The organism is Mesorhizobium sp. M0816, from assembly GCF_040320005.1.
Lineage (GTDB): Bacteria > Pseudomonadota > Alphaproteobacteria > Rhizobiales > Rhizobiaceae > Mesorhizobium.
The window spans coordinates 135,368-154,758 of sequence record NZ_JAMYOT010000006.1; the positions used below are offsets into that span (position 1 = coordinate 135,368).

At 64.0% G+C, this 19,391-nt stretch carries 20 protein-coding genes and 1 tRNA gene; 11 read left to right on the top strand and 10 right to left on the bottom strand.

All coding sequences use genetic code 11. From position 1 onward, the window contains the following. Positions 1-74: 74 nt before the first annotated feature. The 6 genes from NKI17_RS11170 to NKI17_RS11195 form a co-directional block, all read right to left on the bottom strand. Positions 75-1,013: a heme-dependent oxidative N-demethylase family protein gene (locus tag NKI17_RS11170; protein WP_352633661.1), complete on the bottom strand. Its 939-nt coding sequence runs from the start codon at positions 1,011-1,013 to the stop codon at positions 75-77. Beyond that, complete coding sequence (locus NKI17_RS11175) at positions 979-1,296, bottom strand: YciI family protein (RefSeq protein ID WP_352905939.1); 318 nt, start codon at positions 1,294-1,296, stop codon at positions 979-981. The genes NKI17_RS11170 and NKI17_RS11175 overlap by 35 nt, the downstream gene beginning before the upstream one ends. 17 nt (positions 1,297-1,313) lie before the next feature. Continuing rightward, positions 1,314-1,976 (bottom strand): aminotransferase class IV family protein, encoded by a 663-nt coding sequence (locus NKI17_RS11180; RefSeq protein ID WP_352905941.1) that lies wholly within the window; start codon positions 1,974-1,976, stop codon positions 1,314-1,316. Next, a complete protein-coding gene (locus NKI17_RS11185) occupies positions 1,925-3,076 on the bottom strand; it encodes an aminodeoxychorismate synthase component I (RefSeq protein WP_352905943.1) in 1,152 nt (383 codons plus the stop codon). The genes NKI17_RS11180 and NKI17_RS11185 overlap by 52 nt, the downstream gene beginning before the upstream one ends. Positions 3,077-3,233: 157 nt before the next feature. Beyond that, positions 3,234-4,031: a helix-hairpin-helix domain-containing protein gene (locus NKI17_RS11190; protein WP_352905947.1), complete on the bottom strand. Its 798-nt coding sequence runs from the start codon at positions 4,029-4,031 to the stop codon at positions 3,234-3,236. Positions 4,032-4,422: 391 nt separating this feature from the next. After that, positions 4,423-6,258, bottom strand: a complete 1,836-nt coding sequence (locus tag NKI17_RS11195) for a M3 family oligoendopeptidase (protein WP_352454076.1) — start codon at positions 6,256-6,258, stop codon at positions 4,423-4,425. Positions 6,259-6,410: 152 nt separating this feature from the next. Between NKI17_RS11195 and NKI17_RS11200 the strand changes: the two genes are divergently transcribed. From NKI17_RS11200 to NKI17_RS11210, 3 genes are all read left to right on the top strand, one after another. Beyond that, a complete protein-coding gene (locus tag NKI17_RS11200) occupies positions 6,411-7,988 on the top strand; it encodes a sigma-54-dependent transcriptional regulator (protein WP_352905948.1) in 1,578 nt (525 codons plus the stop codon). A 359-nt stretch (positions 7,989-8,347) separates the two neighbouring features. Then, positions 8,348-10,201: a peptidoglycan L,D-endopeptidase MepK gene (gene mepK / locus NKI17_RS11205; protein ID WP_352568127.1), complete on the top strand. Its 1,854-nt coding sequence runs from the start codon at positions 8,348-8,350 to the stop codon at positions 10,199-10,201. A gap of 84 nt (positions 10,202-10,285) precedes the next feature. Continuing rightward, positions 10,286-10,359, top strand: a tRNA-Gln gene (locus NKI17_RS11210). Between the two features lie 51 nt (positions 10,360-10,410). Here NKI17_RS11210 and NKI17_RS11215 read toward each other — a convergent pair. Continuing rightward, positions 10,411-11,049 carry a 2-dehydro-3-deoxy-phosphogluconate aldolase gene (locus tag NKI17_RS11215; protein ID WP_352568126.1) on the bottom strand — a complete coding sequence of 213 codons (639 nt, stop codon included), beginning with the start codon at positions 11,047-11,049 and terminating at the stop codon, positions 10,411-10,413. Between NKI17_RS11215 and NKI17_RS11220 the strand changes: the two genes are divergently transcribed. Beyond that, positions 11,039-11,200 carry a hypothetical protein gene (locus tag NKI17_RS11220; RefSeq protein WP_352905949.1) on the top strand — a complete coding sequence of 54 codons (162 nt, stop codon included), beginning with the start codon at positions 11,039-11,041 and terminating at the stop codon, positions 11,198-11,200. The two genes, NKI17_RS11215 and NKI17_RS11220, sit on opposite strands and share 11 nt — an antisense overlap. Positions 11,201-11,218: 18 nt before the next feature. Further along, positions 11,219-12,139 carry an oxygen-dependent tRNA uridine(34) hydroxylase TrhO gene (gene trhO / locus NKI17_RS11225; RefSeq protein WP_502894478.1) on the top strand — a complete coding sequence of 307 codons (921 nt, stop codon included), beginning with the start codon at positions 11,219-11,221 and terminating at the stop codon, positions 12,137-12,139. A gap of 22 nt (positions 12,140-12,161) precedes the next feature. On the opposite strand, the gene NKI17_RS11230 is transcribed toward trhO, so the two are convergent. Continuing rightward, the gene (locus NKI17_RS11230; protein WP_352568124.1) at positions 12,162-12,521 is read right to left on the bottom strand and encodes a YybH family protein; all 360 of its coding nucleotides are present in this window, start codon (positions 12,519-12,521) and stop codon (positions 12,162-12,164) included. A gap of 255 nt (positions 12,522-12,776) precedes the next feature. On the opposite strand from NKI17_RS11230, the gene NKI17_RS11235 reads away from it, so the two are divergent. Both NKI17_RS11235 and NKI17_RS11240 read left to right on the top strand, forming a co-directional pair. After that, positions 12,777-13,523 carry a tellurite resistance TerB family protein gene (locus NKI17_RS11235; protein WP_352568123.1) on the top strand — a complete coding sequence of 249 codons (747 nt, stop codon included), beginning with the start codon at positions 12,777-12,779 and terminating at the stop codon, positions 13,521-13,523. A 221-nt stretch (positions 13,524-13,744) separates the two neighbouring features. After that, a complete protein-coding gene (locus NKI17_RS11240) occupies positions 13,745-14,500 on the top strand; it encodes an SDR family oxidoreductase (protein ID WP_352698598.1) in 756 nt (251 codons plus the stop codon). A gap of 22 nt (positions 14,501-14,522) precedes the next feature. Here the strand turns inward: NKI17_RS11240 and NKI17_RS11245 are convergent, their stop codons facing one another. Next, positions 14,523-14,903: a YciI family protein gene (locus NKI17_RS11245; RefSeq protein WP_352568121.1), complete on the bottom strand. Its 381-nt coding sequence runs from the start codon at positions 14,901-14,903 to the stop codon at positions 14,523-14,525. Positions 14,904-14,925: 22 nt separating this feature from the next. After that, a complete protein-coding gene (locus tag NKI17_RS11250; protein ID WP_352568120.1) occupies positions 14,926-16,110 on the bottom strand; it encodes a pyridoxal phosphate-dependent aminotransferase in 1,185 nt (394 codons plus the stop codon). 83 nt (positions 16,111-16,193) lie between these two features. Between NKI17_RS11250 and NKI17_RS11255 the strand changes: the two genes are divergently transcribed. From NKI17_RS11255 to denD, 4 genes are all read left to right on the top strand, one after another. Next, the gene (locus NKI17_RS11255; RefSeq protein ID WP_352568119.1) at positions 16,194-16,880 is read left to right on the top strand and encodes a GNAT family N-acetyltransferase; all 687 of its coding nucleotides are present in this window, start codon (positions 16,194-16,196) and stop codon (positions 16,878-16,880) included. A 114-nt stretch (positions 16,881-16,994) separates the two neighbouring features. Then, entirely contained in the window at positions 16,995-17,978 is a 984-nt protein-coding gene (locus tag NKI17_RS11260; protein WP_352568118.1) for a cation diffusion facilitator family transporter, read from the top strand. Positions 17,979-18,040: 62 nt separating this feature from the next. Beyond that, positions 18,041-18,247 (top strand): hypothetical protein, encoded by a 207-nt coding sequence (locus NKI17_RS11265; RefSeq protein ID WP_352448198.1) that lies wholly within the window; start codon positions 18,041-18,043, stop codon positions 18,245-18,247. A gap of 1 nt (position 18,248) precedes the next feature. Beyond that, on the top strand, positions 18,249-19,220 hold the full coding sequence (gene denD, locus NKI17_RS11270) for a D-erythronate dehydrogenase (protein WP_352568116.1): 972 nt from the start codon (positions 18,249-18,251) through the stop codon (positions 19,218-19,220). Positions 19,221-19,391: the final 171 nt, after the last annotated feature.

The following is a 19,391-nucleotide window of genomic DNA, read 5'->3' on the forward strand; positions in this document are numbered from 1 at the left end:
CGGTTTTCCGTCCGGGATTGCGCAGAAACAAAGAGATAGAGCGGTTCGGCGTTTCCGTGAGACGATGAACTGCTCTAGGACAGCGCCAGCGCCCTGAGCCACGCGACCAGCCGGTCACGGTCGGCGGTCATCCCCTTGTAGTCGAGTTGTGCCTCGTCCAGCGCCAGAAGTTGTTCGGCCAAGGACGCCGCGAGCGCCGCGCGGTCGGGGTGGCGTTCCAGCACGGCGAGCGGGTCGAGATGGATGCGGATGGTGAAGAGTACGTCGCCCGAAACGGGGAGCTTTCTCAGCGTCTGCCGCTCGACCCGGATAAAGACATGGGCGTCGATGTCGCCATCCGGGAATCTCGACGGGCGACTGCTGGCGCGGTCGATACGTTCGAGGTTGGAGAGCGGATGGTAGAGCGCGTCGCCCGCCTGGATCGACCAGTTGTAGCGCTCGACGGCTTGGCCCTGGAGGCCGTCGAACATGCGGTTGATGAGATCGGCCGGGCGTGTGCCCGGGCCGAAACCCGGTACCGGCGCGTGGATCTGCTGCAGCGGCTTGCCGAATTTTTCGATCAGCGACCATGACGAGGGGAAGCAGAGCGAGCCGGCCGCCAGACGCCAGCCGCTGTCGTCGCGGCGCATCAGGATCAAATCCTCCTGCACAAGCAGCGAGGCCGCGACAAGCGGCGCATCGCTGAAAGAAGCTGCGGTGCCCGAGCCTTCGAGATCGTCGGTGCCGCCGATCACCTCGATCGCATTGTCGGTACGCCTGTGGGTCTCAGGAAAGTTCGCCGCCAGATGCGCACCGAGCAGATCGAGCACTTCGCGCTGAGCGTCGCGCGTTGTTTGCTCCTCGACAAAAACCTTGCCGGGAATTTCCGCATAAAGCCGGCGTTTTTCGGCAAGATAGGGCAGCAGATATTCGTCGACCTCGATCCAGCTATCGAGATTGAGCGGCTTCAGCCCGATGGTGAACAGTTTCGACGAGCCGTCATAGGGTGTGTGGGTCGGTGTGCGGAAACTCATGCTTCTTGTAGGCTTCCAGTGCGGCAGCGGCCATTCTCGCCGTGAATTCGGTGATTTCGTAATCGGCGGCACCTGCCTTGGCGAAGGGATCGTCCGCCAGTCTGGCATCGAGCTCCTCGCGTGGACCGCGCGCGATGATGATGCCGCCGGTCCTTGGCCGCTTTGGCCCGGAGGCGACAAAGATACCTTGCGCATAGCAGGCCTTCAGCCACTCGACATGCGCTTGCTGCAGGCGGTCGATCTCGGTCAGCGGCACCTTGTAGTTCAGCGAAACCACGAACATTGTTGTCTCCAGATGCCTCAGCCCAGCCGCGCCGGGATCAATCCGCGCAGCGAGTTGCCGACGAACAGCGCCTTGGCCGATTTCAGTTCGTTCCACGTGTAGACCGCTTCACCGGCGCGGCCTTGATCCAGCAGTTCGCCGCGCAGGACGCCAGGCAGCAGGCCGCAATCGAGCCGCGGCGTGGCCAGCACGCCGTCGCCGAAATCGGCAAAGACATTGGTGATCGTGCCCTCGCAGATTTCGCCGCGCTCATTGGCGAGCAGCACCTCGTCGGCGCGCCCGGCGAGATATTCGGCGCGGGCGCGCGTATAGGTTTGTCGGCGGCTGGTCTTGTGGCGCAGCAGCATATCGCTCGAATCAAGCCGCACGCGCGCCAGCTGCAGGGTCCAGACCTTGTCTGCGGCGAGCGGCTCGTAGGGCTGCACCGACACCGCCACTTCGCCCTTGCGCGACAGGCCGAGGCGAGTGCGCAATGCGATGTGCTGGCGGCCGATCGCATTCATCAGCGCTTCGCCGACCCTTTGCGGGTCGCAGGCGAAGCCGAGTTCGCTTGCCGAACCGTAAAGCCGCGCGAGATGGCGGTCGAAACGGAGGAAACCCGAGCCGGGTTCCCAGCGCATAGTTTCGATCAGTTCGAAATCGGCAGTGTTCCCGTCGCGAAACGGGCTTTCAGCAGACACTCCTGGTACTCCTCTTCGGCTGTCGAATCGAAGACGACGCCGCCGCCGACATTGTAGACCGCCTCGCCATTGGCAAAGAGCGAGATGGTGCGTATCGCCACCGAAAAGCGCATCCGGCCGCCGGGCGCGATCCAGCCTATGGCACCGCAGTAGACATTGCGCGGGCCACTTTCCAGCGCGCGCAGAATTTCCATAGCGCGGATCTTCGGTGCGCCGGTAATCGAGCCGCAGGGGAACAGCGCGGCGAAAATCTGGCGGATGGCGAGGCCGGGCAAGAGTTTCGCCCGCACGCGGCTCACCATCTGGTGGACGGTCGGGTAGCTCTCGATGCGGAAAAGCTCCGGCACATCGAGCGTGCCAACCTCGCTGATCAGTGAAATGTCGTTGCGCAGGAGATCGACAATCATCCGGTTCTCGGCCTGGTTCTTCTCGTCGTTGCGCAAGAACGCTTTCAGGCGATCGTCCTCGGCTTTCGTCGCGCCGCGCGGCGCGGTGCCCTTCATCGGATGCGTCTCGATCATGCCTTCCGCGTCCACCTCGAAGAACAGTTCGGGCGAACGCGACAAGACGATCGGATCGCCGAGCGCGACCAGCGCCCCATACTTCACCGGCTGGCGTTCGGTCAGCGCGTTGAAGGCGACCAGCGGATCGCCCGACCATTGCGCATGGACCGGAAAGGTCAGATTGCCCTGGTAGCAGTCGCCCTTGCGGATGTGGTCATGCAGCCTGGCAAAGCGTTTGGCGTAGTCGTCCGAAGACCAGGCTGCCTTGGCGTCGAAGATTGGGCCGTTGCTAGCCGGCAGATCGCCTGGCGCGACCGTCTCCTCGACCGGCGCATCGAACACGCCGAGGCAGAAAAGCGGGGCGCGGCGGCCGGCCGGCAGCAGCGGAACGAGCTTGGGTTCGAGCAGGTAACCGGCCTCGTAGGAGAAATAACCGGCCAGCCATTTGCCGCCGTCATGTGCTACCTGCGCGGCTTCCAGGGCAGGCAAAAAGTCCGCCTCGCCATGCGCTGCGATTATCTCGGCCGGCCGGTCGAAAACGAGCTGCCGCGCGGTCTCGTCGTTCCTGAAAATTGCAAAGGGCAGGGGCAGGGACATAAGGCTCGAATGCTGCGGTCACCAGCGATCGATCTATATGGGGGCTCGACCGTGTGCAATCGAGGGAGCGGCGTCTCAAGACGCAAAGGCGCGGCGGCAAAAACAAATGCGGCGCCAGTGGGCGCCGCCTTGTTCCAAAATGCCACCTTGCGATGGATCAGGTGTTGCTGGCTTCCCCCGCGGTCGGGAAGCGGCGCGCAAATTCCTTCTCGTCACCGGCGGCAAGCAGTTTCGCCTGCTCGATCCAGCGTTCACGTTCGATGCGGCCGTCGAAATTCAACGTCGCCTCGATCCGCTTGACATCGTCGGGCGTCCAGGCGGCGATCTGGGCATAGGTCGTGACCCCAAGCCCTTTGAGCAGCCGCTCGTTGGTCGGGCCGATGCCGATCAGGCGACGCAGATCGTTGGCTTTGCCTGGGGCAGTGGCTGTTGCCTTGCCGGTCGCGGCTTTCTTTGCAGCTGGCGCGGCCTTGCTTGCCGCCGGCGCAGCCTTGCTTGCCGCTGGCGCGGCGCTCGCTTTCGATGCAGGCGGTTTCGGTGTTGCCGCTTTCGCGGCACTTGCGCGTGGCGCGGTCGCGGCCTTCGCCGTTGCAGATTTCTTCGGCGCCGGTTTGGCCGGTGCGGATGTCGACATCAGCGTTGACGGCGCCTGCATCGTCGCCTTGGTCGCGCCGGTCTTGGCGGCTGGCGCCTTGGCTGTTACCGCCTTCGCGGTTGGCGCCTGGGTGGTTTTCGCCTCGCCCAGCCGGCGTTCGAGATCGGCGCGGGCGCGGCCGCATGCATCCAACTCACCGGTCAGACGGTCGCTATCGGCCCGCAATCTGTCGCGTTCGCTGCGCGTGCGGTCTAGATCGCCGCGCAAACTGTCAAGTTCGCCACGCAGGCGTCCCCAAATGAACCAGCCAACCAACACACCTACCAGGAACGCCAGGAGCATGTAGAAAAAAGTGCCCATTGTCTTTCTCTCTCCAGTCCGATCCGTCCGCCCTGGCCTGTAGAGCCATGACCTCGGCGAAGGACCATTCGATGGTGGTTCCGCAATTTGCAGAACAGCCGGCTTCGATCGAGCCGTCGGCGACCGGTTTGCCCCTGGCCAACAGCCGTTGTCGCATCCGCCGACACGCCATGACAGGTCGGGATTTTCCGACCGGATCCATTCGTGCCCGGCTGAGCTTGAGGGCGGACGCTATCATACAGCTTACGGGAATCTAACGAAAAACTTCCATGGAAAGTTATTTAAGAACAAATAACCAAGACAAGAATAGAACCATCGCCAATATGCATTGCTGCTAAACTGTTCTGGAAAACCCGGTCATCCGGTGTTGCGCATCACCCAGTGTTGCGCATCAATTGTCCAGTGCTTCCAGCTCGTCGATCAGTCCGCTGATCACGCCAAGCCCAATCTGCCAGAAGGCAGGGTCGGCCGCGTCGAGGCCGAACGGCGCTAGAAGCTCGGAATGATGCTTGGTGCCGCCGGCGCGCAGCATGGCAAAATATTTCTCCTGAAAGCCGCGCTCGGCGTTCTGGTAGACCGCGTAGAGCGAGTTCACCAGGCAATCGCCGAATGCATAGGCATAGACGTAGAAAGGCGAGTGGATGAAATGCGGGATATAGGTCCAGAAAATCTCGTACCCTTCGCGCAGCTTGATCGCCGGCCCGAGGCTTTCCGCCTGCACTTCCAACCAGAACTGGCCGAGCTTGTCGGAGGTCAGTTCGCCGCTCCTGCGCTCGGCATGCACTTTGCGCTCGAACTCGTAGAAGGCGATCTGGCGCACGACCGTGTTGATCATGTCCTCGACCTTCTGGGCGAGCATGGCCTTGCGTTCGCGCTTGTCGGTGGTCTGCTCGAGCAGCGAGCGGAAGGTCAGCATTTCGCCGAACACCGATGCGGTTTCGGCCAGCGTCAGCGGCGTCGATGCCATCAGGGCGCCCTGGCCGCCGGCCAGCACCTGGTGCACGCCGTGGCCGAGCTCGTGCGCCAGCGTCATCACGTCGCGCGGCTTGCCCATGTAGTTGAGCAGCACATAGGGATGCGCCGAAGGCACGGTCGGATGCGCGAAGGCGCCAGGCGACTTGCCGGGTCTCACCGGTGCATCGATCCAGTTGCGGTCGAAGAAAGTTCTGGCGATCTCCGCCATGTCGGGCGAAAAGCGCTGGTAGGCGGAAAGCACGGTGTTCTTGGCCTCGTCCCAGCCGATGACTGCCTGCGGGGTCTCGGGCAATGGCGCATTGCGGTCCCAGTGGTTCATCACCTCCATGCCGAGCCAGCGCGCCTTCATCGCGTAATAGCGATGCGACAGGCGTGGATAGGCGTCGCGAACCGCGGCGGCGAGTGCATCCACCACGCTGCGTTCGACGCGGTTGGCGAGGTGGCGGGAATCGGCAATGTCCTCGAAGCCGCGCCAGCGGTCAGAAATCTCCTTGTCCTTGGCCAGCGTGTTGGTGACCAGCGTAAAGACGCGCAAATTCTTGCGGAAGGTCGTGGCCAGCGCCTCGGACGCCCGGCGGCGCACCTCGCTGTCTGCGTCCTGCAGGCGATTGAGTGCCGGCTCCAGCGTCAGCTCCTCGCCGTCGACGTCGAAGCGCAAATCGGTCATCGTCTCGTCGAACAGGCGGTTCCAGGCCCCGCGCCCGGTGATCGATTTTTCATGGAAGAGCTGCTCGATGCGGTCTTCGAGCTGATAGGGCTTGTCCTTGCGCAGATCGAGCACCCAGGGCCGGTAATGGGCGAAGGCCGGATCGGCCGCGAGTGCGTTTTCGATCGCGCCATCGTCGATGAGGTTCAGCTCGAGCGCGAAAAACAGCAGGTGCGCGCTGGCATCGGTCATCTTTTCCTGGATGTCGCCATAGAGCTTGGCGCGCTGCGGATCCGACGTGTTGCCGGCATAGACAAGCCCGGCATAGGAGACGATGCGGCCGATCAGCTCCTCCAGCGCTTCATAGGCCTGAAGCGTCTCGCCAAGCCTGCCGGCGCTGCCACGCCCGGCCTCGGCGGCGAGCGTGCCTTTCCAACGGCTCTCGAAGGCGATGGCATCGACGGCGGCCTTGGCGATGTCGCGCTTCAACTCGGGCGCTTCCATGCCCGAATAGAGATCGGCCAGATTCCATTCCGGCAGGTCGCCAAGCTCCGCCACGCCCTGACCGGGCGCCGCCGCCAGCTTTCGAGCAAAAACCATGCGCATTGCCGATCCTTCCAGACACAAAAATTCGAGGAAACGAGAAGCCGGTCAAATCCTAAGGAATTCATTCACCGGGTTTTTTGAAAGCTTATTTAGAACCCTGTGCCAAGATGATCCATAGGGCGCATTCTCGGGCGGGCACGGTCGGATCAGTCATGGCAGCTTCCATACTCATAGTCGATGACGATCCCGTGCAGCGCAGGCTGCTCGAGGCGGCGGTGACGAAATTCGGCCACACCGCGATCGTCGCCGATGGCGGCGAGGCCGGTCTCGATCTCGTCGACGGGCCCAATGCGCGCGACGTGTCGGTGGTCATCCTCGACCTGATGATGCCGGGCCTCGATGGCATCGGCGTGCTAAAGGCGATGCGCGAGCGCGGCATTCACATTCCCGTCATCGTGCAGACCGCGCAGGGCGGCATCGAAACCGTCGTTTCGGCAATGCGTCACGGCGCCTTCGACTTCGTCGTCAAGCCGGCCTCCCCCGACAGGCTGCAGGCGTCGATCGGCAACGCCCTCAAGGTCGAAGCGCTCGAAGGCGAAGTGAAGCGCTCGTCACGGCAGCGCGGCGGCCATCTGACGTTCAAGGACATGATCACCCACAGTCCGGCGATGGATCGGGTGATCCGGCTCGGCCGCAAGGCGGCGGCGTCCAACATTCCGATCCTGATCGAAGGTGAATCCGGCGTCGGCAAGGAACTGGTGGCGCGCGCCATCCAGGGCAGCGGCGACCGCCGCTTGAAACCCTTCGTCACCGTCAATTGCGGCGCCATCCCCGACAATCTGGTCGAATCGATCCTGTTCGGGCACGAGAAGGGCTCGTTCACCGGCGCCACCGAAAAACATACCGGCAAGTTCGTCGAAGCGCATTCCGGCACGCTGTTCCTTGACGAGATCGGCGACCTGCCGCTCGACGTGCAGGTCAAGCTGTTGCGCGCCGTACAGGACGGCGAGGTCGATCCGGTTGGCGGGCGCTCGACCGTCAGGGTCGACATCAGGCTGATCTCGGCAACCCATCGCAACCTGCTGCAGCAGGTCAAGGACGGCAAGTTCCGCGAGGACCTGTTCTACCGGCTGAACGTCTATCCGATCTTCGTGCCGCCATTGCGCGACCGTCGCGACGACATCCCCTATCTGGTCGAGCACTTCATGGAGAAGGTGGCGCCCGCCGATCCGCGCCACCGCCTGCGTGGCATCTCGGCTGCGGCGCTTGCCATGCTGCAGGCCTATGACTGGCCGGGCAACATAAGGCAGCTCGAAAACGCCGTCTTCCGGGCTTCGGTGCTCGCCGACGGCGACATGCTGACCGAAGAAGAATTCCCGCAGATCCGGGCGCAAGTCGAGGGCACGGTCAATCTCGATTCGGGTATCGCCTTGCCAGCTCCAGGGTGGCCAGCTTCAGGGGGGCCAACTCCAGGGTGGCCAGCTTCCGGAGTGGCTTCGGGCAGCCAGCCGCGCGACAACATATCGGCCGCTGGCGGCATCGCAGCCGCCGACGCCGATGCACCAGCCAAGCCTCGTTTCGGCACGCTGCGGGCGCTCGACGAGCGCGGCAATGTGCGTGCGCTGGCCGACGTCGAACTCGAAATGATCAAGCTCGCCATCGATCACTATAACGGCCAGATGAGCGAAGTCGCCCGCCGCCTCGGCATCGGCCGGTCGACGCTCTACCGCAAGCTCAAGGAATACGGCATCGACCCGGAAACCGGCCGCGTCGAACGGCTCGCTTCCTGAGTCACAGGGCCAAGCCGGTTCTCATCCGGACATCATTCCACGCAACTGCGCCTCGAAACGAGGTGTTCGCCACAGTGTTCACGTATTAAGGCGGACGGTAACAGATCGTGTTTCGAGCTGGCGCCAAAACATGATCTAAACCAGCGGTTTACCAAGATATCCTGCGCAATATTTTTGGCGGGATATCGCCACCGTGTTACCGCATTTCGGCTTCAATAAGCGATGATTAACCATTAGGATCGATATTCGGATGCACACACCACGCATCCGTTTGGTCAAATCCGGGGACAAAACGGCAGCCTGCAAGGCCTTTTGATTTGAACAGAATCGAACGACACAAAAACGGGCGGCATTATCACATGAGCGTCTGGCCGAGATGGCTGGCAGCGGTGATTGTTGCCGTCGGGTTCCTTGCAGCAGCGGCAACCGGCGCCAGCGCCGAGACACGTTCGCTGAAGCTCTATCATCTCCACACGCATGAAAAGGCGGAGATCGTCTACAAGCGCAACGGGCGCTACGACCAGGCGGGCTTGCGAAAGATCAACATCATCCTGCGCGACTGGCGTCGCAACGAGCCGACCAAGATGGATCCGCGCCTGCTGGACCTGGTCTGGGAGGCCTATCGGGAGAGCGGCGCGACCGACTACATCCAGGTCGTCTGCGGCTATCGTTCGCCGGCCACGAATTCGATGCTGCGCAGCCGCAGCAGGGGCGTCGCCGAAAAAAGCCAGCACATGCTCGGCAGGGCGATGGATTTCTATATTCCCGGCGTGCCGCTGAAGAAGCTGCGCGACGTCGGCCTCAGGATGCAGGGCGGCGGCGTCGGCTACTATCCCAGTTCCGGCTCGCCGTTCGTGCATATGGATGTCGGCAATGTACGCCACTGGCCCGGCATCAGCCGCCAGGAACTGGCGCGCGTGTTCCCCAACGGCAAGACGCTGCATGTGCCGAGCGACGGCAAGCCGCTGCCTGGCTATCAACAGGCGCTCGCCTCCTACAAAGCCCGCAAGGGCGCCGGCGCACCGGCCATCGAACTCGCCAGCGCAAGCGGCGGTGCCAAAAAATCCCGTGGGTTCCTGGCAGCCCTCTTCGGCGGTGGCGACGACGAGGCGGACGACAGCGCCGATGTGGCGATGGCCGAGCCGGCGCCAAAGCCCCGTAACGTGAAGCCGGCGCCGTCCGCCAAGAGCAGCAACCTGCCTGGCATTGCCATCGTGGCGCCTCAGGATGCCAAGCGCGCTCAGATTCCGGAAGTCGCCGATGCTCCGGCGCCTGCGCCTGAACCGGAGAACGACACGCCGGAGACGATCATCGCGGCATTGCCTGCCCGCAGCATTCCGCTGCCGGATTTTGCTCCGCGTCCGAAGACCGACGTCGGCGCCCAGCCGCCTGAAAACGTTCCGTTCGGCGTGGCGGATGCGGCTGGATCGACTGAACAGGCGGTAGCGACCGCGCAAGCGCCGGCAAGCGTGGCGCCGGCAAATGTTCCGTTCGGCATAGCAGACCCGTCTGCTGCGGCCGGCCCGGTGCAGGTCGCGGCAAACAACATTCCCGTGCCGAGCTGGCGGCCCAATCATTCGCTGCCGGCCGATCTTTCGTCGGTGGGTCTTGCGCCGCAGGACAAGCAAGTGTTGCTGGCGCTGGCGAGTGCGGCCGAGCGGAGCAACACCGCCACCGACGCATTCTCGGTATTGCCGTCGGCGCGGCCCGACAGTTCCCAGCCCGACGAGGTCAAGGCCGTTCTGGAACGGGTCAGCGCGACCGACGAATACAAGGTCGCGTCGCTTTCCGAGCAAGCATCGGTGTTCGAGGAACCGGCGAGCGACGACGGGGCATCGAGCGACGGGGCATCGCCGCGCGAGGCCATCGTTGCCCGCCCGGCAGGCTCCGATCCGGCCGCCGTCATCGGTGCAGGCGTGAAGACCACACGCAAGGAACCCAGGGCCACCGCCCGCGACCTGAAGCCCGGCCCCAAGCCGGTGGTGGTCGCCGCCGCGCCGCAGTCCGCCCGGTGGGCGCTGCACAGCGGTGAGTATGTCGCAACTGTTTCAGATGCGACAACGGCGCCGCGCTACGCCTACGACTTCGTCCGTACGGCACCGAGCGAGGTCTATACGATAGGCTTCCAGCCGGGCAACGAGATGGCCGACGCAAACCGGTTCACCGGCAAAGCCGTCAAGTTCATGTCGGTGGCCCGCTTCAAGACCGAGTAGGCCGCGCTGGGCACCTCGCGCGGCTACCTCCACCGCCGGCACTGGCTTCCTTCATCCAGGGATGCTAACCAGCGGTCGGCATTCTCCCGCTTCGTCTAATGGTAGGACAGCGCCCTTTGAAGGCGTGAATCGTGGTTCGAGCCCATGAGCGGGAACCAGCCGGCGAACCAGATCGGCCAGATCGGCCGCGGCTTTTGATGCAGAAGATGCTAGCGCCCGAGCTTGCTTGCCGCGCGTGCCAAGGCTTCGATCTCGTCCCATTTGCCGGCCTTGACCAGATCGTCCGGCGCCACCCAGGAACCGCCGACGCAGATGACGTTGGGCAGGCTGAGGTAGTCGGCGGCGTTCTTGCCGGTGATACCGCCGGTCGGGCAGAATTTCACGTCGGCAAGCGGCGAGGCGAAAGCCTTGAGCGAGGCAGTGCCGCCCGACTGTTCGGCCGGGAAGAATTTCAGAAAGCGCAGGCCGGCTTCGCGGGCGGCCATGACCTCTCCCGGCGTGATGGCACCGGGCAGCAACGGCACGTCGCTGTCCTTGGCTGCCGCGAGAAGCTCGCGGGTGATGCCGGGGCTGACGATGAACTTCGAACCGGCGGCCGCCGCCTCGCCGAACTGGCGGGCGTCCAGGATGGTGCCGGCGCCGACGACGGCGTCTTCGACCTCGCCCGCCACCCGGCGGATCGCCTCCAGCGCGTCGGCGGTGCGCAGCGTGATCTCGATCACCGGCAGGCCACCGCTGGCCAGCGCCCGGGCCAGCGGCACCGCGTCGGCGGGATTGGCGATCTTCAGCACCGGTATGACCGGCTGGCCGTTGAGGAGCGACAGGAGCTTTTCGGTCGTGCTGGGCATTCGTCGTCTCTCCTTTGTTGATCAAGTCGACCGGTTAGCAGAAGGCGGTTTTTCTGTCCACGAAACGCGGCGTGTCGCGATGTCACGCGTGGTGTTCGAAACCTTCCGCGATCAGACCGCTCCCGGCTCTGCCTTGATCAGGCTGTCGTGAGCGTCTAGTGGCTTGGTGATGACACTTCCCAGCCAAGCCTTCCGCGTTGCCGCGCTTTACCGCTTCGCCCGGCTCGACACCTTCGAGGCGCTGCGCGCGCCGCTCGCCGCCTTCTGCTGCGCGCGCGGCGTCAAAGGCACGCTGCTGTTGGCGCGTGAGGGCATCAACGGCACGGTCGCCGGCAGTGAACCGGCAATCGCGGCGCTCATCGATCATCTCGAATCCATCGACGGTCTCGCCGGTCTCGAGATCAAATACAGCAGCGCCGCAACGATGCCGTTCCACCGCATGAAGGTGCGGTTGAAGCGCGAGATCGTCACCATGGGCGTGGACAATATCGATCCGGCGGCAGGTGCAGGCACCTATGTTGCGCCGGCCGACTGGAATGCACTGATCTCGGATACGGGCACCATCGTCATCGACACGCGCAACGCCTACGAGGTGTCGCTCGGAACGTTCAAAGGTGCTGTCGATCCCGCCACCACCAGCTTCCGCGAATTCCCGGCCTGGGTCGAGCAGCATCGGCACGAGCTCGAGGGGCGCAAGGTCGCCATGTTCTGCACCGGCGGCATACGCTGCGAGAAGGCGACCGCCTATGTGAAGTCGCTCGGCTTCGAGGATGTGTTCCACCTCAAGGGCGGCATTCTGAAATATCTCGAGGACGTGCCCGGCGAACAGAGCCTGTGGCAAGGCGAATGCTTCGTCTTCGACGAGCGCGTTTCGGTATCGCACGGGCTGCTCGAAGGCGAGGCCGAACTCTGCCGCGCCTGCCGGCATCCGCTGGCTGCAGAAGACCGGCTGTCGCCGAAATATGCTGCCGGCATCTCATGCCCGCATTGCTTCGATGCCCGCTCGAACGAAGATCGCGCCCGCTACGCCGAGCGCCAGCACCAGGTCGAGCTGGCGCAAGCGCGCGGCGATCGCCATATCGGAAGTTAGCTTCACGTTAAGCAACTTCACGTCAAGCAACAGAGAAGCGATCGATGACCCACAGCCATGTCCCGTCGTTCTGCCGGCGCGCGACCTCGGTGGTGATGGTGCCATCGGGAAGCCGGGTCGAGGTGAGCGCCAGGTCGCCATTGACGACAGCCGGGCGCTGATCTCCGGACTGAAATTTTCGGCCGGTTGCGGTGATCTCCGCGAACAGCCCCCGGATGGCTTCGCGGCCGAACGTCAGTTGTCCGCTACCGCTGTCGATGACGGCATGCTGCTCGAAAAGCGCTGCCATGCCGTCAATGTCTCCGACCCATTGCCGTGAAATCAGCAGGCGCTCCAGCTCCTGGGGATCGCGTGCCGGCTGGCGGGCTGTCTCATTGGTCATGCCAGGCTCCTCCCAAGCGACGTGCCGCGACATTACTCGAAGTCGAAGCTGGTTTCGACACGCGTTTTTTGGCGCGGAAGGAGGCTGCAGCACTTTAATTTCCGCGTGAAATCCCAGCAGACCTCCATTCGAGGTCATGCGTGGCAGCGGGCAAAACGATGCACCGCGTCATTGTAATGTCAAACTGCGGGACCTAGGTCTTCGACGTGCAAACCTGCCCGCGCACCTTCGGCCGGGCCAATTCTGGAGGCATAGATGTTCGATCCCAAGAAGCTCCTCGACGATCTGCTCGGCTCGCAAATTCCCGGCACCGGATCGACCGTCCGCGACAAGGCCGGGCAGGCGGTGCAGATGGCCAAGGACAATCCGCTTGCCGCCGGTGCGCTGGCCGCGGTGCTGCTCGGAACCGGCCCAGGCCGCCAGGTCACCGGTGCGGCGGTGAAGCTTGGTGGGTTGGCTGCGATCGGCGGCCTCGCCTACAAGGCCTACCAGAACTACAAGAACGGCAACGTGCCGGCCGAGACGCAAGCTGCAGGCGAACCGGAATTGCTGCCGCCGCCGGCCGATACCGCCTTCCATCCGTCGCAAGCGCCGCAGGGCGAAGACGAATTCACGCTGACGCTGGTCAGGGCGATGATCTCGGCGGCGAAGGCCGACGGTCACGTCGATGACGAAGAGCGGCAGAAGATCGCCGGCAAGCTCAGCCTAGCGGGCGTCGGCGCCGAAGCGGAGAAATTCCTGATGTCGGAACTGGAGGCGCCGCTCGATCTGGATGTGCTGATCGCCGGGGCCAAGACCGATGCGCAAAAGCTGGAACTCTACACCGCCTCGCGTCTTGCCATCGATCCGGACACGCGGGCCGAACGCGGCTATCTCGACCTGCTTGCCGGCCGTCTCGGCTTGCCGGATGCGCTGGTCGACCATGTCGAGGCGACGGTGACGGCGGCGAAGGTGCCGGCAGCGGGCAGCACGGCCAAACCGGTCGCAGGCTCGCGCTGGTAGCTCGAAGAGGAAGCCTCGGAGCTCGGCGCCGTTGGCGTTAGCTTCTCGTTAATCCGGTGAGCGCATGATTTCAGGCAGTCGGATCGGCTTTCCTCCTCCCATGCCCGGTTCGGATCAGGGGCGGTCGCCAACGGCCGCCCTTTTTGTGAGCACAGGCTTTGGGCCGGCTTGCCATGGTTCCCGTCATTTGCGATGGCTCATCCCTTTCAGGGAGTACAGCCATGACCGACTATAAAACCGCCATCGTCACCGGCGCCGGCACGGGCATCGGCAAAAGCGTCGCCACGGCGCTGCTCAAGGCCGGCTGGAATACGGTCTTCTGCGGCCGGCGCAAGCCGGTGCTGGAGGATGCGATCGCCGCGGCCGGGCCGACGCAGGCCAAGGCATTGGCCTTCGCCTGCGACATCAGCAAGGCCGATCAGGTCGACGATCTGTTCGAGACGGTGGCTGCGGCTTTCGGGCGCGTCGACCTGCTCTTCAACAATGCCGGCACGAGCTACAAATCGACGTTGATCGACGACATCCCGGTCGACGTGTGGAACGACATCGTCGGGGTCAATCTCACCGGCTCGTTCCTGTGTGCTCGCGCCGCGTTCGGCGCCATGCGCAGGCAGCAGCCGATGGGCGGCCGCATCATCAACAACGGCTCGGTATCGGCCTATGCGCCACGGCCGGGCTCGGTGCCCTATACGGCGACCAAGCACGCCATCACCGGGCTGACCAAGACGCTGGCGCTGGACGGCAGGCCCTACGACATTGCTTGCGGCCAGATCGACATCGGCAACGCGCTGACCGACATGGCGCAAGCGATGACGGTCGGCGTGCCGCAAGCCAACGGCACCATTGCCGCCGAAGCGGTGATGGATGTCGAGCGCGTCGCCGATGCCGTCCTCCATATGGCCAGCCTGCCGCTCGACGCGAACGTCCTGTTCATGACCGTGATGGCGACGAAGATGCCATTTGTCGGGCGAGGCTAAATTAGTCTCAACCCGGTCTAAATCAGGGCCGGGTGACCGGAAGCGGCACGCCGGGTAAATATAGCGAAATCGGGCGGATTTCGTAGACGGCGGTCGGATTGACGCGGCGAAGGTCGCGCGCAATGTCGATGGCGGCGTCACGGTTGGCGCAGTCGACGACATAGAGCCCCAGCAATTGTTCCTTGGTCTCGGCGAAGGGGCCGTCGATAACCATTCCGGTGCCTGGCCCGCGCAAGGTGCAGGCGTCTTGTGTCGCGCCGAGCCGGGCCGCCGGCCCAAGGGTGCCTTGCTGGTAGAGCCGATCGTTGATCTGGAGAAGATCGGTCATCAGCGCCGCATCCTGCTCAGGCGTCAGTGCCGTAATCGCTTCTTCCTCGTGATAGGCAAGAATGGCATAGAACATCTGGCTTCTCCTTTCGCCGTCCTCACTTCGCCAGGAACGCCTCGATCCGCTCCAGCGCGCGCAGGATGTTCTCCTCGGAATTGGCGTAGGACAGCCTGACATAGCCTTCGCCGAGAATGCCGAAATCGGGGCCGCCGATCAGCGCCACGCCGGCATCCTCGAGCAGCGCCGAGGCGAGCTTCTTGGCCTTCCAGCCGGTCTTGGAAACATTGGGGAAGGCATAGAAGGCGCCTTTCGGCGTAATGCAGGAAACGCCGGGCAAGGCATTCAACCCCTCGACCACGACCTTCCTGCGGCGGTCGAAGGCGCGCATCATCTTGTCGACATCGTCCTGCGGGCCGTCGATGGCGGCAATGCCGGCATACTGGCTCGGCGCGTTGACGCAGGACCAGCAATTGACCGCCAGCTTGCGCACCTTGTCGTAGAGATGCGCGCCCTTGTCGCCATTCGGCCAGATCGACCAGCCCATGCGCCAGCCGGTCATCGCCCAGGTCTTCGACCAGCCGTTGAGCACGATCAGCCGGTCGCGGATTTCGGGGAAGGCGAGCAGCGAGCAGTGCGTCTCGCCGTCATAGGTCATCACGTCGTAGATCTCGTCGGAGAGGATGGCGACGTCCGGGTGCGCTTCCAGCCCCTTGACCAGCTTCTCAATCTCGGCGCGCGGCGTGACGCCGCCGGTCGGATTGGCCGGCGAGTTGAGAATCAGCAGCCTGGTCTTCGGCGTGATCAGCGCCAAGGTCTCCGCAGCCGAAAAGGCAAAGCCGTTCTCCTCGCGCATCGGCACCGGGATGGGGGCAGCACCGGTGAACTCGATCATCGAGCGGTAGATCGGAAAGCCGGGATCGGGATAGAGAATTTCGGCGCCCGGCTCGCCGAACATCAGGATGGCCGCGAACATGGTCGGCTTGCCGCCGGGCAGGATCATCACCGCTTCGGGCGAGACTTCGACGCCGGTAGTGGCCAGCGTGCGGCGGACCACCGCTTCGCGCGTCGCCAGCAGGCCGTTGGCCGGCGTATAGCCGTGATGGCCGTCGCGCAGCGCCTTGATCGCGGCCTCGACGATGTGCTGCGGCGTCTTGAAGTCGGGCTGGCCGATGCCGAGATTGACAATGTCGCGGCCCTGGTGGGCAAGTGCCGTGGCACGCGCCAGCACTGCGAACGCATTTTCCTCGCCGAGGCGGTCGAAGGCCGAAATCGTGTGGAGCATTTTTCCTGTCCGTGTGGTTCTTTCAGCGAGCGTGCGTTTTTGTGAGCGTCCGCCCGCAAAAGTCAAACGGATTGGAGTTTTCGGTGTCGGAAAATCTCAAGAATTGGCAACCGCGCCCGCGGCCCGAACGCAAGGTGCTGGAGGGGCGAACTGTCAGGCTGGAGCCGCTCAACGCCGAAAAGCACGGCGACGGCCTGTTTGAGGCCTCGTCGGTGGCCGATGTCGACGGCCGCTTTGCCTGGCTGCCAGACTACCCGCCGGAGAGCCGCGCCGCCTTCCAGCCATGGCTGGACAAGGCGGAAGCCAGCGAAGACCCGCTGTTCTTCACGGTCATCGACAAGGCCAGCGGCAAGGTCGCCGGGCGCCAGACGCTGATGCGCATCGACGCCACCTACGGCGTCATTGAGATCGGCAACATCTATTGGGGCCCGCTGATCTCGCGTAAGCCGGCCGCGACGGAAGCGCAGTTCCTGTTCATGAAGTATGTCTTCGACGAGCTTGGCTATCGCCGCTACGAATGGAAATGCAACAATCGCAACGAGCCGTCGAAGCGCGCGGCGGAACGTTTCGGCTTCAAGTTCGAGGGCATTTTCCGTCAGCATCTTGTGGTCAAGGGCGAAAACCGCGATACCGCGTGGTATTCGATCATCGACAGGGAATGGCCTGATCTGCGCAGAGCCTATGAGGCGTGGCTCGATCCGGCTAATTTCGACAGCGATGGCCAGCAGAAGCGGCGGCTCGAGGATTTCCGCGCCGAGTTCGGCGCCTGACCATGCTCCCGAAAAGTGGTATCCGGTTTTTCGGGTAAGATCATGGTCAAATAGAAAGATAGAGCCTCCATCCCGAGTCTGCCGGGATGGATCAGGCTCTAGCAGGGGCTATAGATGGCGCATACCCACGACCACGCTTCGCAGGTCCACGACCACAGCCATCGCGCAGGTCATGTGCACGGCTCGACCGACAAGAAGCGCGTGCTGATCGCTGCCTGCCTGACCGCCGGCTTCATGGTCGTCGAAGCGCTTGGCGGTCTCTTGACGGGATCGCTGGCGCTGCTGGCGGATGCCGGCCACATGCTTGCCGATTGCGTCGCGCTCGGCCTTGCCTGGTATGCCTTTCACCTTGCGAGCCGGCCGGCGACCGTGCGCCTCACCTACGGCTTCGGCCGGGTCAAGACGCTGGTCGCCTACACCAACGGCATCGCCATCTTCGCCATCGCGCTGTGGATCGTCTACGAGGCTTGGGGCCGCTTGCAAGCGCCGGCTCCGGTGCTCGGCGGGCCGATGCTGGTCGTCGCGATCGCCGGCCTGCTGGTCAATCTCGGCTCGTTCTACGTGCTGCATGGCGGCGACCGCGGCAGCCTGAACATGCGCGGCGCCATCCTGCACGTGCTCGGCGACCTGCTAGGCTCGGCCGCGGCGATCGTGGCGGCGCTGGTGATCCTGGCGACGGGCTGGACGCCCATCGATCCGATCCTGTCGGTGCTTGTCGCGCTGCTGATCCTGTCCACGGCCTGGTCGCTGATGCGCGAGGCCGCCCACGTCCTGCTCGAAGGCGTGCCGGCAAGCCTCGACCGCGACCTGATCGCCAGGGACATCGAAGGCTCGATCAAGGGCGTGCGCGAGGTGCATCACATGCATGTCTGGTCGATCGACGGTTCCAGCAACATGGCGACGTTGCATGCCTGCCTCAATGACGGCGTCGACGCGCATATGGCGGTCAGCGCGATCAAGAAGCGGCTTGCGGCGGAACATGGCATAGCCCATGCCACGGTCGAACCGGAATTCGGCCGATGTGCCGACAGCCATGAGCATGATGACGAGCACGATCATGCGCATGATACGGCACCGCACCGCGGCCATTATCACTGACTTCGGGAGTTCTGGGCATTGGCAACGATTGACATGAACTCTCGCCACCCTGGCGCCGCGTGATGGACCGCGACACCCGCAATGCGGCGATCGGCGCCGCCTGGGTTTTGCTGCTGTTCGGCATCGCAGCCTATTATCTTCCAACAGTGATGCTGGCGGTCGGCAAGGTCTCGACGGTGCTTGCCGGCGTCGTCGCGGCGATCTTCATGGTGGCAATCTTCGTCGTGTTCTGGCTGCGTAGCCGCAGCCAGCGCAAAAAGGGAAAGTGACATGCGCATTCTGATTACCGGCGCGGCAGGCATGGTCGGCCACAAGCTCATCGCCAGGTTGGCCAAGGACGGGACGCTCGGCGGCCGCAAGATCGCCGCGCTCGACCTTCACGACATCGTGCCGCCGCAGGCGCCGGTCCTCGACAGCGTCGGCATTAGCGTCCACACCGGCGACCTTGCAGCGCCGGGCGCGACGGCAAATCTGGTCGCGCCGCGCCCCGACGTGATCTTCCATCTCGCCGGCGTGGTGTCGGGCGAGGCGGAGGCCAATTTCGATCTCGGCTATCGCGTCAATCTCGACGGCACAAGGGCGCTGTTCGATGCCATCCGCTTGGCGGCCTATACACCGCGCGTCGTCTTCACCTCGTCGATCGCCGTGTTCGGCGCACCGTTTCCCGACATCATTCCGGACGAGTTCCACCCGACGCCGCTGACCTCCTACGGCACGCAGAAGCTGATCGGCGAGGCGCTGCTTGCCGACTATACGCGCCGCGGTTTCTTCGACGGCATCGGCATTAGGCTGCCGACCATCTGCGTCAGGCCGGGAAAGCCGAACAAGGCGGCCTCAGGGTTCTTCTCCGGTATCATCCGCGAGCCGCTGAGCGGCCATGAAGCGATCCTGCCGGTGCCGCGCTCGGTCGTCCACACACACGCCAGCCCGCGTTCGGCGGTGAATTTCCTGATCCATGCGGCTCAGATCGACGGCAGTGCCGTCGGCCCGCGCCGCAACCTGACGATGCCGGGCGTCGCCGTCACCGTCGGCGAACAGATCGAAGCGCTGGAACGTGTCGCCGGCGCCAAGGCGGTGAAACTGATCCGCGAGGAGCCCGACGAGACGATCTGGGCGATCGTCAAGGGCTGGCCGACGCGCTTCGAGGCGCGGCGCTCGAGGGAGCTTGGCTTTGCGGCGGAGACGAGTTTTGATGAGATTATACGCGTCCATATTGAGGATGAGCTGGGCGGCAGGATTTAACGTGGCGCCGTCTTCCTTCTCCCCTTGTGGGAGAAGGTGGATTGGCGCGCAGCGCCAAGACGGTTGAGGGGTGCTGGACAGAGCGCTGTTGGCGCCAAGCTGGAACACCCCTCATCCGTCGCCTTCGGCGACACCTTCTCCCACAAGGGGAGAAGGGAGAGTCGCGCCTGG